The 13,591-nt window shown below is 66.4% G+C and carries 10 protein-coding genes; 2 read left to right on the forward strand and 8 right to left on the reverse strand.

From position 1 onward, the window contains the following. Positions 1-105 precede the first annotated feature (105 nt). The gene (locus Q4G50_RS05465) at positions 106-1,659 is read left to right on the forward strand and encodes a hypothetical protein (RefSeq protein WP_303376640.1); all 1,554 of its coding nucleotides are present in this window, start codon (positions 106-108) and stop codon (positions 1,657-1,659) included. Between the two features lie 15 nt (positions 1,660-1,674). Here the strand turns inward: Q4G50_RS05465 and Q4G50_RS05470 are convergent, their stop codons facing one another. From Q4G50_RS05470 to gabT, 7 genes are read right to left on the reverse strand one after another with little or no spacing between them, the layout of a single operon-like run. After that, positions 1,675-3,150, reverse strand: a complete 1,476-nt coding sequence (locus Q4G50_RS05470) for an NAD-dependent succinate-semialdehyde dehydrogenase (protein WP_303376641.1) — start codon at positions 3,148-3,150, stop codon at positions 1,675-1,677. Next, on the reverse strand, positions 3,151-4,692 hold the full coding sequence (locus tag Q4G50_RS05475; RefSeq protein ID WP_303376642.1) for a hypothetical protein: 1,542 nt from the start codon (positions 4,690-4,692) through the stop codon (positions 3,151-3,153). It abuts the gene before it with no gap. A 31-nt stretch (positions 4,693-4,723) separates the two neighbouring features. After that, positions 4,724-5,842 (reverse strand): alcohol dehydrogenase catalytic domain-containing protein, encoded by a 1,119-nt coding sequence (locus Q4G50_RS05480; protein WP_303376643.1) that lies wholly within the window; start codon positions 5,840-5,842, stop codon positions 4,724-4,726. A gap of 11 nt (positions 5,843-5,853) precedes the next feature. Further along, positions 5,854-7,164, reverse strand: a complete 1,311-nt coding sequence (locus Q4G50_RS05485; protein WP_303376644.1) for a hypothetical protein — start codon at positions 7,162-7,164, stop codon at positions 5,854-5,856. A 21-nt stretch (positions 7,165-7,185) separates the two neighbouring features. Next, positions 7,186-8,163 (reverse strand): alpha/beta hydrolase, encoded by a 978-nt coding sequence (locus Q4G50_RS05490; protein WP_303376645.1) that lies wholly within the window; start codon positions 8,161-8,163, stop codon positions 7,186-7,188. Positions 8,164-8,165: 2 nt separating this feature from the next. Continuing rightward, the gene (locus Q4G50_RS05495; protein WP_303376646.1) at positions 8,166-9,626 is read right to left on the reverse strand and encodes an NAD(P)/FAD-dependent oxidoreductase; all 1,461 of its coding nucleotides are present in this window, start codon (positions 9,624-9,626) and stop codon (positions 8,166-8,168) included. 28 nt (positions 9,627-9,654) lie between these two features. After that, the gene (gene gabT, locus Q4G50_RS05500) at positions 9,655-10,980 is read right to left on the reverse strand and encodes a 4-aminobutyrate--2-oxoglutarate transaminase (RefSeq protein WP_303376647.1); all 1,326 of its coding nucleotides are present in this window, start codon (positions 10,978-10,980) and stop codon (positions 9,655-9,657) included. Between the two features lie 115 nt (positions 10,981-11,095). On the opposite strand from gabT, the gene Q4G50_RS05505 reads away from it, so the two are divergent. Next, positions 11,096-12,610, forward strand: a complete 1,515-nt coding sequence (locus tag Q4G50_RS05505; protein WP_303376648.1) for a PucR family transcriptional regulator — start codon at positions 11,096-11,098, stop codon at positions 12,608-12,610. Between the two features lie 15 nt (positions 12,611-12,625). On the opposite strand, the gene Q4G50_RS05510 is transcribed toward Q4G50_RS05505, so the two are convergent. Then, complete coding sequence (locus tag Q4G50_RS05510; RefSeq protein ID WP_303376649.1) at positions 12,626-13,570, reverse strand: GlxA family transcriptional regulator; 945 nt, start codon at positions 13,568-13,570, stop codon at positions 12,626-12,628. Between the last annotated feature and the right edge of the window lie 21 nt (positions 13,571-13,591).

The following is a 13,591-nucleotide window of genomic DNA, read 5'->3' on the forward strand; positions in this document are numbered from 1 at the left end:
AATGTGCCAATCTTGAAAACAGTGTGGAATCTTTGTGGTTTTCTCCATATGCGCCTGTCGAAGGCGTTGTTTAAACCTTCGATTCTCAGACATAAAGGTGGTTGTGTGATGGGCATCACGGACAAAGTGGTGGATCCCGATCTCTCGGTGAGCGATCTCCTCGTTGAGGAACCATGGCTCCGCCTGATTTCCCCTCGAGCTCCGGACCGGCTCTTCCACGGGCTGTGCGCCCCCGGGGAAGGGGATGTCGCGGGCTGGCTCGTGTTCGTGGAGGCAGACAATGTCACCCTGCGGGCGCGACTCCGTGATTTGGAGGGAGCGTGCGGCGTCGTCTGGAGGCGGCTGACTGGACCAACCGCGGAGGATCGGCCCTCCGGTGGTTCTGCAGCGGCCCTGGACCAGCACGATCACGATCTGATCCGGCAAGCGCAGGCACGGGGGATACTCCTCATCCAGTGTGATCCCCGGCTCACGCGCAACGACATCCAGATGGCCGTATCCCGGTTGCAGCGCCGCAATCCCAACATCCGGTCGTGGCGTCGTCTGACCGTCACCGAGAAACTCAGCCCGGCGTTGCTGGCACCGAGACCCGAGGAGGGGTTGCTGGAACGTTTCTCTCGTCTGTCGGGGGAGGCGGTTCTCTATCTCGCGCGGGAGGGGGAGGTGTTGGCCAGCGCCGGTGAGCTCCCCGCCCGGTCCATCGCACGCCAATTGCGGGGTGTCCGGGACAATCAGGTGACGTTCCGACTCGGAAGATGGTCGGTGTATGCCCGCTCGGTGGCGGTCTCCGACACCCAACGCGTAGTCGGGGAGTCCACCTGGCTCGTCCGGGGCCTGCGCAGCGGAAACGCACCTGATCCTGGGGACCCGTCGGCAGCGGCCCTTACCGATCTTCTGCTGGTGGTCAAGGAGCAACGGAACAACATCTCCAAGGCACAGTTGATCAACGCCTCGGAACTCCTGGAGGGATTCCGCAGCGATGAGGCGGACAAGGAGAAGATCATCCAAGGGTTGCTGAGTCGTGGCTTCTCCCACCAGGCGCAAATACGTCTCCTCGTCGCCGGGCAGCCCGGTGACGGTTTCCGCACGGAACTGCACCCGGCGCCCACCGCTGTTGCTGGGGAGATCGGGGCGCCCTTGGTTATCGGGAACCTGCAGGGTCGGTTGGGGGTCCTCACCACGGACTCCGATCAGATCCGACGACTTGCCGCGACTCTGCCGCCACCGGTCGGCGTATCGGCCGGGGCCCGGGGCGTACAGGTGGCCGCCAACAGTGGCCTCGTTGTTTGGAGGCAGGCACTGGTTGCCGCGCTTAACGCCGACGGACGGCATGCGGAAGAAGTCGAACATGACGGGGTGGCGTTGTTCGACGACTGCGGCCCAGTGGAAAGAGCGGCGGCGACCCTTCGTCAGACCGATTTGAGGGCCTGCGTGGAGGGTTTGGATGCTGAGCTGAATGGACTCAAGGGCGGGATTGACATTGCACTGGCGTTGGTCCGCCACGACCTGTCGTCGGGCCGGGCTGCCAAGGACGTAGGGGTCCACCCGAACACCGTGCGGAATCGGTTGCAGGCACTGGCCGAAGCACACCGATTCCGCCCCTTCGATCTCGGGCTCTGGGCCGTGTGGCGGGGGCTCGACGCCTACGGCGCCGCGTAGCCCCGGCACCACCGGTCAGGCGGAGGCGTAGGGGTTCCGCATGCCGATGTACTGGAGGCTGGTGTACTCGTCGAGGCCCTCGGCGCCACCCTCGCGGCCCATGCCGGACTGCTTGACGCCGCCGAACGGGGCCGCAGCGTTCGAGATGACACCGACGTTCGCGCCCATGAGGCCGAACTCGAGGCCGTCGGAGATCCGCCACAGACGGTCGATCGACTCGGTATAGACGTAGGACGCCAGGCCGTACTCGGTGTCGTTGGCGATCTCCAGGGCCTCCTTCTCATCACGGAAGGTGATAATCGGGGCGACCGGGCCGAAGATCTCCTCCCGGGCGACGCGTGCGGAGGCGGGGACGTCGATAAGCACCGTGGGGGAGTAGAAGTATCCCGGGCCATCACCGCGCTCCCCGCCGGTGAGGACGCGGGCGCCCTTCTCGACGGCGTCGTCGACAAGCTCGGTGATCGACTGACGGGCGCTTTCGTCGATGAGGGGACCGCAGGTCACTCCATCATCCAGGCCGTTACCCAGGGTCAGCTCGCTGATCCGCTGCGCGAAGCGCGAGGCGAATTCCTCGGCGACCGACTCGTGGACGAGGAAGCGGTTTGCTGCCGTGCACGCCTCACCGATGTTGCGCATCTTCGCGCCCATGGCGCCCTCGACGGCGGCGTCGAGATCCGCGTCCTCGAAGACGAGGAAGGGGGCGTTGCCACCCAGCTCCATCGACGTCCGCAGGACATTGTCGGCGGCCGCCTTGAGAAGGTTGCGGCCGACCGGGGTGGAACCGGTGAAGGAAATCTTCCGCAGACGGGAATCCGCCATGAGCGGTGAGGAGATGGCCGAGGCGGAGGACCCGGAGACCACGTTGAGAACGCCCGGGGGCAGACCGGCATCAAGCATCGTCTGGGCGAAGTACTGCGAGGTCAGCGGAGTCAGCTTCGCCGGCTTGAGCACCATGGTGCAGCCCGCGGCGATGGCCGGGGCGATCTTGCGGGTGGCCATCGCCAGGGGGAAGTTCCACGGGGTGATGAGCAGACACGGGCCGACCGGCTTGCGACGCGTGAGCATCTGCAGGGTGCCTTCCGGGGCGGGGAAGGTGCGGCCGTAATCCCGCACCGTCTCCTCCGAGAACCACCGCAGATATTCCGCCCCGTAGGTGACCTCGCCGCGGGACTCGGCCAGCGGCTTGCCCATCTCCAAGGTCATCAGGGTGGCGAACTCCTCCGCGCGCTCCCGGACCAGGTCGAAACCGCGGCGCAGCAGTTCGGCACGCTCGCGGGGCGCGGTGCGGGCCCAATCGGCCTGCGCCTCGCAGGCCGCGTCGAGGGCGGCGAGGGCATCGTCGGAACCCGCCGAGGCCAGGGTCAGCAGCACCTCACCGGTGGCGGGGTTCTCCACATCGAAGGTCGCCCCGTCCGTGGCGTCGCGCCAGTGACCTCCGATGAGCAGGCCGGTCGGGACCTTGGCCAGGAGGGCGTGGGTGTTGTCGGTCATCTAAAACTCCTTGTCAGGGGTGGGTGTATCGGGGTGGTGGGGGTCGGCTCCAGGGTCGGGATTCTGGTGACGGCGACGGTGGAGACCGGGGTGCTCGGGGATATCTTCGTTGAGTTCCGCCATCTTGGTGAAGGGGGCCGTGGCGTCGGTGAACTCCTGTTCCTTCTCAACTTCGTCGAAGGGGCGCAGAGTCCCATCGCGCTCGTCGCGGAACATGTCCTTGCCGTAGACCACGATGAGCAGAAGGATGCCCGCTGCGAATCCCCAGGCCGCGCCTTGGGTGGCCAGGACTCCCGCAGTCACTCCCGCGATGCCCAGGTCCTTTTGGTTCTTCGCCTCCATGATGCCGACACGGACACTGACGAACCCCTGGATGATCAGGGTAAGGGCCAGGCCAACCGCCAGGATGGGCTCGACGAAGGTGACGATCGGGAGAAGCAGGAGACCGGTGTTGGTTCCCCAACGGAAGGAGCCAGCACCTCCGAACACGCTCTTCATAGCGCGACGGCCCTGCTTGTACCTCTCGACGATGACCACGTGCATGGCCGCCCACAGGGGGCCACACATGGCGACGTCCGGTCCGATGATGCTCATGAGGGCGTTGCGTCCGCCGAATAGCAGGTGTGCTCTGTTCGGGTTGTACACCACGGACTCGTCGGTACGCACGTGGTCGGCCTCCCGCAGCACGGCTTTGGCCTGCAGCACGTCACCAAACACGACGATGTAGGTAGCCAGGACCGTGGGAATCGCGGTGAGGAACATCATCAGGGGCGGGAAACCCAGACCGAACACGGTGTAGTCACTCCACAGGCCGACGAAGTCGGGTTGGCTCAACCCCCACTCGATGTTCGGCCATTCTGCTTCACCCACCAGTGGTGCGATGAACACGGCGGCGAAGATTGACGGGATGATTCCGAGAGAGGCGATGAACCGCCACCCCACCGCCTTCTTCCGCAGTGCGGCAAACGCCTTTGAATACATGAGGAAAAAGGCGATGAGGACGGCAATCGTGATGGTGATCGGGAAATCGTGGAACCGGCCTCCCATCTCGAAGACCGAGATAATGGCGGCCACACCAGCTCCGAGGACGATTCCAGCGCGGAGCGCGGAGGGCACGATACGGACCACTTTCGACGCCAGACCCGTCAACCCGAGGAATATCGAGAATGCGCCGAGGAGTAGCTGGAAACTGATCAGCGCCCACACTCTTTGTTCGCCCTCGGGGAAGGACTCCACGTACACGATGAGCAGTGGGATGGCCGGAGTGATCCAGCCCGGTACGACCGGGTCACCAAGCAGATGGTGGGTTAGGTACAGCAGCCCGTTGAGGATGACCACCGCTAGAGCGACCTCGAAGGGCATGCCGAGAGCCTGTGTCATGAGCGGGATCGCACCGAGGTCGACGACGCACATGAAGAGACCCTGCGCGTAGTCGGGCCACTCAATCCGGTAGTGGACGAAAGGGAGGCGGATCTCGAAGGGCCCGGCCTTCCAGTGGGGGGATGGTTTTCCAATCCCCTCGTCGTGTGTGCTCGTCGTCATCTTTCTACTCCCAGCGTCAAGAGGGGTGCGGTCAGTCGAAGAGGATGATCTGGCGCAGTGCGACACCGTCGGCGAGGTTGTCCATGGCCTCGTTGATGTCCTCGAGCCGGATGTGCGAGGAGACGAGGCCCTCGGCGTTGAGCTTGCCTTCGCGCCAGAGCTGCTCGTAGCGGGGGATATCAACGCTGGGGACGGCGGAGCCCAGGTAGCTGCCGTGGACACGGCGCGCTTCGGCGGTGATTTTCAGGGGGTCGAGTCCCACGGTGGAGCCAGGGGCGGGCAGCCCGACGGTGACGGTCATGCCGCCCGGCTTGGTGATGTTGAATGCGGTCTCGAGGGCTTTCGGGTGGCCGGCGGCCTCGACGACGGCGGAGAAGCGGGCACCGCTTTCGGCAGCCTCCTCCGGGGTCATCGTGCTGGTGGCGCCGAGTTCACGGGCCTTCTCGCACTTGGACTCCTGCATGTCGATGCCCACGATCTCCTTGACTCCGAGGGCGGCGGCGGTGATGACGGCGGCCATGCCCACGCCGCCCAGTCCGACGACGGCGATGGTGTCGTCCGGGGAGGGCTGGATCTCGTTGAGGATGGCGCCGCCGCCGGTGAGGATCGCGCAGCCGAAGATGGCGGCGATGTCGGCGGGGACGTCCTCTCCGATGGGGACGAGGGATTTCGCGGAGACGACTGCGTGGTCGGCGAAACCGGACACGCCCAGGTGGTGTTGGATGGTCTCCCCGTCGCGGGTGAGCCGTCGGGTGCCGGCCAGCAGGGTGCCCTCGTTGTTGGTGGCGGAGCCGACCTCGCAGGGGATCATGCCGTTGGTGGCGCAACCGTCGCACTCGCCGCAACGGGGCAGGAACGTCATGACCACGTGTTGGCCGACCTCGAGTTCCTCTACCTCCGGGCCGAGTTCGACGATGACGCCGGCGGACTCGTGGCCGAGCAGCATCGGCAGGGGGCGGGGGCGGTTGTTGTTGACCACCGACAGGTCGGAGTGGCACAGGCCGGCAGCGTTGATCTTCACCAGGACCTCACCCGGCCCCGGCGGGGAGAGTTCGACCTCGCTGATGGAGAGGGGGCGAGAGTCCGCGTAAGGGCGGGGGTCGGCGGCGCGTTCTAGGACGGCTCCGCGGATCGTGATCGGGGCGTTCATGTTGGTCTCCTTTACTTCTGCTGCGAGGGGGTGGAGGGCTGGTTGGGTGGGGTGGGCTCGGTGTGCGGGGTGCCGACGGCGATCTTGTCGGTGGGGTCCTCGTCGGAGTCGACCTCGGTCATGATCTCCCGGATGAACTCCGTCTCGGGGATGTTCGAGTTGTAGGCGATGGCGCGCAGCTCCCGGCGCTCTTCGCGGGTGAGGGATTCGCTGTTCTCGTAGCGCTTGACCAGCAGCTCACGAGCGCGGCGACGCAGTTCGGTCTCGGTCTCCAGGTTGGAGCGGTTCTTGAGCCAGGCCCAGCCGATGATGATCATCATGAGGATGCCCATGTAGCCGAGGATCGGGTAGACCCAGCCGATGAGGTTGCTGAAGCCGATGAAGCTGAGGACAAAGCCGATGAGCACGGTGATGACGTACACGCGGTAGAAGTACTGCGGCCGGCCCCTGGTGAGGCGCTTGGCCAGGGCGTAGAACATGCCGATCGCGGTGTTGTAGATCATGCCGAAGATGGCCAGGGCCATTGCCACGCCGAGGGACGGGTGGATGTCGGTGATCATGGCCAGTGTGGGCATCTCGGAGTCCATGACGACGTCGACGGTGAGGTACATGGAGCCGACGAGGACGGCGAGGAGGAAGAGGAAGACGAAGCCGCCGACGATGCCGCCGATACCGACCTCGCGGGAGTCGAGGAAGTTGCCGCCGATGACGATGGCCATGGATACCACGACGATGACGTTGAGGCCGAGGTTGTTGATGGCGGCGACCCACCAGTTGGGCAGGGTGGTCGGGACTTCCTGGGCCTGTTCGTGCAGGGTGGCGAAATCCGGCTGGGCGTTGAAGATGGTCCACAGGGTGGCGATGGCGATGAGCACGATGATGAACGGGGTGATCGCGCCGATGACGAATGTCACCTTGCTGACGTTGAGAAGTCCGGTGGCCAGCACGAGGATGAGCATGATGATCGCGCCGACCCAGACGGAGAGGCCGAACTGTTGCTCGAGGTTGGCTCCGGCGCCGGCGAACATGGCGAAGCCGATGCAGAACAGCGTGATCATGGTGGCCACGTCGAGCACCCGGGCGGTGAGGGGGCCGGAGATGGCGACGAAGACGCTGGTGTGTTCCTTGGCCCGGTGGTAGCTGCCGAGCTGGAGGATGGTGATGCCGGCGCCCATCATGGCCAGGGAGGTGAGGATGGCTCCGAGCACGCCCCAGTTACCGAAGGCGACGAAGTACTGCAGTGCCTCGCGTCCTGAGGCGAAGCTGGCGCCGACGAGGACGCCGATGAAGGCCATGGCGATGCCGAGTGATCGTTTGAGCATGATGTGTCCAGACGTAGGGGGTCAGAGGGCGGTGTCGCGGATGAACCCGGCGATGCGGGAGAACTCCTGCTCGCCGCGGGCGATCGCACCCGCTGAGGTGAACAGGCCGTGGTGGTATCCGCGGAGGTGGTGGTAGGTGACGTCGCAGCCGGCGCGGGCGAGGGCGGCGGCGTACTCGCCGCCCTCGTCGGCAAGCGGATCATTATCGACGGTGATGACCAGGGCCGGTGGCAGCCCCTCCGGCAGGTCGTGCAGCAACGGGCTCAGGTCGGGGACCGTGCGGTCCTGTCCCTCGGGCAGGTACGTATCGACGAACCACCGCATCGTGCCCGCGACGAGCGGGAAACCGTCGGTGACGCGGCGGTAGGAGGAACCGTCGTTCATGCGCTCATGCGTGACGTCGACGATGGGGTAGAGCAGCACCTGGCTGCTCAGCGGCGCGATCGTCGGGTCGTCGTGGAACTCGTTGGCCAGCACCGCGGCGAGCTGCCCGCCCGCGGAGTCACCGAGAACGCTTATCGACGTCGCCGTGATGCTGTGGGCTGCCCCGGCATCGCTTAGCCACCGCAGTGCCTCCCGGCAGTCGTCCGCAGCGGCGGGGTAAAGGTGCTCCGGGGCGAGGCGGTAATCGACGGCGACGACGGGGAAGCCGGTCAGGACGGCCAGGCGGCGGGCACCGCTGTGGTGGGTATCCAGGTCCCCCATGAGCCACCCCCCGCCGTGGATGAACAGCACCACGGGGGTCGGCTGCGGGCGGGCGTCCTGCGGACGCGGCTCGTAGATGCGCACGCGGAAGTCGGCGACGTCGTGATCCGCGAACTCGGGATCCTCCGTTTCCGTCAACGCGTTCGCAGCACACGAGGCGGCGTACTTCTCCCGCACCTCGGGGATGTCGAAGTGGTGGAAGGAGACGGCTCCTGCCCGGTGGAACTTCTGCACCGCCCCGAGGGCGTCGTCGGCGATGGGCCGGGCGGAGTCGGTGGCTCGGCGGGGGATCATTCCTACTTCACCCCGTAGTCCGCCAGCTCAAGGTCGGCGGTGAGATCGTGGTACTCGGCGACGTTGCCGGACCAGTTGTTGATGACCTTGCCGTCCTCGTTCTTGTACCAGGAGGAGCAGTCGGCGGAGAAGGCGGACTGTTCGAGGTCGGCCTGGATCTTGTCGTTGAATTTGCGCAGCACCTGGGGCTGGACGTCGAGGACGTGGTTGCGGTCCTGGCTGAGGTAGTCGACGGCCTGGCTGATGTACTTGTCCTGGGCCTCGAGCATGGCGACGACCGAGTGGTGGTTGAGGTTGGTGTTGGGCCCGTAGAGGACGAACATGTTCGGGAAACCGTCCACGGTCATGCCCAGGTAGGCCTCGGGGGCGTTGCCCCAGCGGTCGCGGAGGTTGACGCCGTCGCGGCCGATGATCTCCAGGTCCCCCTGGAAGGCCTGGCTGTGGAAACCGGTGCCGAAGACGACCACGTCGAATTCGTGCTCCACGCCGTCCTCGGTGATGATGCCGTTCGGGGTGAAAGTGCGGATGCCGGAGGTCTCCAGCGTGACGTTGTCCCGGTTGAAGGTGGGGTAGAAGTTGTCCGAGCGCAGGATGCGCTTGCAGCCGAAGGCGTAGGTGGGGGTGAGCTTCTCGACGAGCTCCGGGTCCTCAACCTGGCTCTTGAGGTGCTCCATCGCCTGCTGGACACCCTCCTCGGCCAGGTCGGTGCCCTGGCGGGTGCGCTCGAAGCCGGCCTCGCGGACCTCGTGGATCTCGGTGCGGATGGCGCGGTAGGAATCGGGGTTCTCCTGGAACTCGCGCAGCTCCTCGTCGCTGAAGATGATCTGGTTCCGGGGGAGGATGTAGTTGGCGGAGCGCTGGAAGACGGTGAGCTGGCCGGCGACCTCGGCGACCGGGGGGACGAACTGCACGGCGGAGGCGGCGTTGCCGATGGCGGCGACGCGCTTGCCCTTCAGATCGACGTTGTGGTTCCACTCGGCGGAGTGGAACATCGCACCTTCGAAGGACTCCATGCCGGGGAAGTTGGGGATCTTCGGCTTGGACAGCTGGCCCCAACCGCCGACGAAGGAACGGCCGAGGTATTCCTCACCGGCCTCGGTGGTGAACTTCCACAGCTTCTCGTCCTCCAGCCACTCGGCGGTGGACACGCGCTGGTTGAGCTTGATGTGCTTGTGCAGGTCGAACTCGTCGGCCAGGGCCACCAGGTAGCCGAGCATCTCATCGCGGCCGGCGAACATGCGGGAGACCCCGAGGTTGAGGAAGTAGCTGTAGCAGTAGATCAGGGCCTGGGTGTCGCAGGCCGCGCCGGGGTAGTTGTTGTCGCGCCAGACGCCGCCGAGCTGCTCGGAACCCTCGAGGATGAGGAAGTTGTTCTGGCCGTCGCGGGTGAGTTGGGCGCCCTGGCCGAGGCCGCCGTAGCCGGCGCCGATGATGACGGAGTCGTAGATGTGGGAAGAGGTCATGATGGTCTCCTTGTGGGGGGTGTGGTGTTCAGGCGTTGCGGATGGCGTCGATAAGCACGGACAGTCCGTCGCGCAGGACGTCCTCGTTGATGACGAGCGGGGGCAGCAGGCGGATGACGTTGCCGTCGGAACCGCAGGTGAGGACGACGACGCCGGCCTTCTTGCAGGCGGCGGAGATACGTGAGGTCAGCTCCGCGCAGGGCTGGCCCTCGTCGTTGAGGAACTCGATGCCGATCATGGCGCCGCGGCCGCGGATCTCGGCGACGGCGGGGTGGTCGTCGAGTGCGGCAAGCTCCTCGCGGATGATCGCCTCGATCTCCTGCGCCCGGGAGGTGAGGTCGAGGCGCTCGACCTCGTTGAGGGCGGCGAGCGCGGCGGCGCAGGCCAGCGGGTTGCCGGCGTAGGTGCCGCCGAGGGAACCCGGTCCGGGGGAGTCCATGACCTCCGCGCGGCCGGTGACCGCGGACAGCGGCATGCCGCCGGCCAGGCCCTTGGCGGTGGTGATGAGGTCCGGGGTGAGGTTCTCGTCGCAGGAGGCGAACCACTGCCCGGTGCGGGCGATACCCGCCTGGATCTCGTCGGCGACGAAGAGGACGTCGTTGGCCTGGCACCATTCCTGCAGTGCGGGGAGGAAGCCCGGGGCCGGGACGACGAAGCCGCCCTCACCCTGGATCGGCTCGATGACGACGCATGCCAGGTCCTCGGTGCCCACCTGCTGCTCGATCGTGCGGATCGTGCGGCGGGCGGCCTCTTCGCCACTCAGCCCGTCACGGAGGGGGTAGGACCCGGGGACGCGGTAGACATCGGCGGCCAGGGTGCCGAAACCTGCCTTGTACGGCTTGTTCTTCGAGGTCATGGCCATGGTGAGGTTGGTGCGGCCGTGGAAGGCGGAGTCGAAGACGACGATGCGGTTCTTGCCGGTGTGGTTGCGGGCGATCTTGACGGCGTTCTCGATGGCTTCCGCGCCGGTGGAAAACAGGGCGGTCTTCTTCGCGTGATCGCCCGGGGTGATCTCGTTGAGCTTCTCGCTCACGGCGACGAATCCCTCGTACGGGGCGTTGAGGAAGCAGGTGTGGGTGAAGCGTTGTGCGGCCTCCACGATGGCGGCGGTGACGGCCGGGTTGGAGGCACCGACGGTGGTGACGCCGATGCCGGCGGCGAAGTCGATGTACGAGTTGCCGTCGGCGTCGACGAGGATGCCGCCGTCACCGTCGACGATGTACGAGGGGAGGCCGGGCTGGAGGGCGCGGGCGCAGTTCTCGGCACGACGTGCATCGAGGGCCTGGCTGGCAGGCCCCGGGGCAGGGGACTGGATGGATCGCCGCTGCGGTATGCGGCTGTCGATGGTCTGCATGAGAACTCCTAACGTGTCCGAATGTGATGCACCTCATTATTCGATGTAGCCTGTGGTGGCAGACATAGCCATAGTGGCGAACTTTGAGCATGATAATCGACAGAACGGAGCCTTGATGACAACCGCAGGGGAACCCGAACTCGGTTCGGTGACGGTCCGGTGGCTGGCCGGGCAGGGGGACCTCGCACTGGAGGTCCTCCACGACTCCGGTGAGGCCTTTACGGTGGTCCACCCGGTGGAGCTGGAGGATCCGACGGAGTTCGTCGGTGACGGGTGCGTCATCCTGTTGACCGGCATCGCCTTCCGCGATCGCCCGGAGGACCTCGCCGACTATGTGCGCCTGGTCGCCGCCCACGGCGTGCGCGGGATCGGCTTCGGCGTCGGCATCACCCACGATGAGGCCCCACCCGGCATGGTGGCCGCGGCCCGGAAGGAGGGGATCTCGCTCTTTGTCGTTCCCCGTCGCATCCCCTTCATCTCGATCCTCAGCGCGGTGCATGCGGAGCTCGGTCGGCAGCGCAACCGCAGCCGTGAATTGCTGCTGGACATGCAGGGCAGGCTCAACGCGGCGGCCACCGAGGGCGGTCTGGAACGCCTCATGGAGGAGGGGGCCCGTTGCCTGGGGGCGCACCTGATGATCGCCGACAACGACGGGCGGTGGCTCGCCCAGGCCCGCGCGCAGGACCAGCCGGACATTGACCTCCACGCGGTGCAGGAGGTACTCCAGGACCGTGGTTTTGGTGTGGCCGCCCGGGTCGGTGAGTTCACCGTCATCGTCCACCGCATGGGGGATGAGGGGGAGCGTGCCCATGCGCTGATCGCCGCGTCCGGGGACAAGTTCGACGTCAACGCGCGCGCCCTCCTGCGCCACTGCGCCGGCCTGGCGGAGATCATCGTCCAGCGCCCCGATGCTTATCGACGCACCCACCAGGAACTCAACTCCCTCGCCCTGGCGATCAAGCTGGGAATCACGCAGACCGACGCCGCCATGTCGGAGGTGTTCCACAGCGTCCGCGACTCACGCGGACTCATCCGCCCGGTGCTCCTGAGCTCCGAGAACTCCCGGTTGCTGGAACGCTCCCTCGTCTCCCTCGATACTGAGCTGCGACGGCGCGGCCGGATCCTCTTCTCGCTGCGTCTCGACGACCGCTCCACCCTCGTGCTGTTCCGCGGTGACCGCAGCGTCGCCGAGGTGATGCAGCTACTCGAAGGCTCACGGCGGGGCATGCGCGTCGCCCTCGGCGCCACCTTGTCCTGGCAGGACCTGGACAGTGACATGGTTACTGAACTGCAGCGTGTCGCCCTGGGGCTCAAGGAGGGGCAGTACGCCGGGCCGGATGCCCATGCTCTCGGGTGGATCGCGGGGGAGGAGGTCCAGCTGGCCTTGTCGCGCCGGGCCCGCGAAACCTGGGACAAGTTGGACTCCCGCCCCGCTCTGATGCAGACACTCGAGGCCTTCCTCCGCAATTCGGGCAATCTCAGCCGTACCGCGGAGGAGCTGCAGTCGCACCGGCACACGGTGAAGAAGCGGCTGCGCACCATCGAGGAACTCATCGAGGCGGATCTCGACGACCCGGTGGTCACGGCCGAACTGCTCATCGTCGCCGTGGCATTGCGACGTGCAGACTGAGAGGAGGGACGAATCTTACCGCGCGCGGAACGTGGAGCGGAAGCGCGCCCGGTACTCCGAAGGGGTGGTGTGCAGCCGCCGGTCGAATGCACGGCGGAGGGATTCATCGCTGCCGAATCCTGAGCGGGAGGCGGCGGCGGTGACGGTGTGGCCGTCGAGAAGCAGCTGCTGTGCGGTGGACAGGCGCGCCTGTTCCAGCCAGCGGGCGGGGGTGACCCCGAGTTCGGCACGGAACAGCCGTGTCAGATGACGTTCACTCACTGCGGCCCGCGCGGCCAAGGTGGCGATCGAGTGGGGTTCGGCGGGCGAGTCCTCCACGAGCCGCATGACTTCCCGCAGGATGGGGTGCTGCACGGACGGCGTGTTCACGCCGGACGCGAACTGGGATTGCCCGCCCGGTCGGTGCATGAACATGACCATCTCCTGGGCGATGCGGCGAGCGGCCGCGGCGTCGAGATCCTCCTCCACCAGGGACAACGCGAGGTCAATGCCGGCGGAGATGCCGGCAGAGGTGAGGTACCGGCCGTCGTGGACGTGGAGGGTGTCGGGCTCGACCCGGACGCGCGGGTAGCGGCGGGCTAAGTCAGCGGCATTGCGCCAGTGGGTGGTGGCGCGGCGGCCGTCGAGAAGCCCGAGTTCGGCGAGGAGGAAGGCGCCGGTGCACACGCTGGCCACCCGCCGTGGCCCGGTGGTGAGGATCCGGGCGGCCGCGAGGTGTGCCGCGTCGAAGGGGTGGTCCGCAAGGGAATCGGAACCGGGGATGATGACGGTGTCGAGCGCGGCGTCGATAAGCGGTGGATGGGTGCCGGTGACTGGCAGCCCCGTGGAGGCAGTGACGGGTGCCCCGGTGGGGGAGAACAAGATCAGCTCGTAGATGCCGGCGCGGCTGAGCACCTCCGCGGGGCCTGTGACGTCCAACATGGTGACGCCCTCGAAGACGAGAAAGCCGACCCGTTTCATGTCGGATTCTGAGGGATTCGT

It is taken from the genome of Corynebacterium sp., assembly GCF_030538285.1.
Classification (GTDB): domain Bacteria; phylum Actinomycetota; class Actinomycetes; order Mycobacteriales; family Mycobacteriaceae; genus Corynebacterium.

Excerpts from the sequence above, each read along its gene's own strand:
- Q4G50_RS05480 (WP_303376643.1), bottom strand. The coding sequence starts at position 5,842 with ATGAACGCCCCGATCACGATCCGCGGAGCCGTCCTAGAACGCGCCGCC.
- Q4G50_RS05495 (WP_303376646.1), bottom strand. The coding sequence starts at position 9,626 with ATGACCTCTTCCCACATCTACGACTCCGTCATCATCGGCGCCGGCTAC.
- Q4G50_RS05470 (WP_303376641.1), bottom strand. The coding sequence starts at position 3,150 with ATGACCGACAACACCCACGCCCTCCTGGCCAAGGTCCCGACCGGCCTG.
- Q4G50_RS05485 (WP_303376644.1), bottom strand. The coding sequence starts at position 7,164 with ATGCTCAAACGATCACTCGGCATCGCCATGGCCTTCATCGGCGTCCTC.
- Q4G50_RS05475 (WP_303376642.1), bottom strand. The coding sequence starts at position 4,692 with ATGACGACGAGCACACACGACGAGGGGATTGGAAAACCATCCCCCCAC.
- gabT (WP_303376647.1), bottom strand. The coding sequence starts at position 10,980 with ATGCAGACCATCGACAGCCGCATACCGCAGCGGCGATCCATCCAGTCC.
- Q4G50_RS05510 (WP_303376649.1), bottom strand. The coding sequence starts at position 13,570 with ATGAAACGGGTCGGCTTTCTCGTCTTCGAGGGCGTCACCATGTTGGAC.
- Q4G50_RS05490 (WP_303376645.1), bottom strand. The coding sequence starts at position 8,163 with ATGATCCCCCGCCGAGCCACCGACTCCGCCCGGCCCATCGCCGACGAC.
- Q4G50_RS05505 (WP_303376648.1), top strand. The coding sequence starts at position 11,096 with ATGACAACCGCAGGGGAACCCGAACTCGGTTCGGTGACGGTCCGGTGG.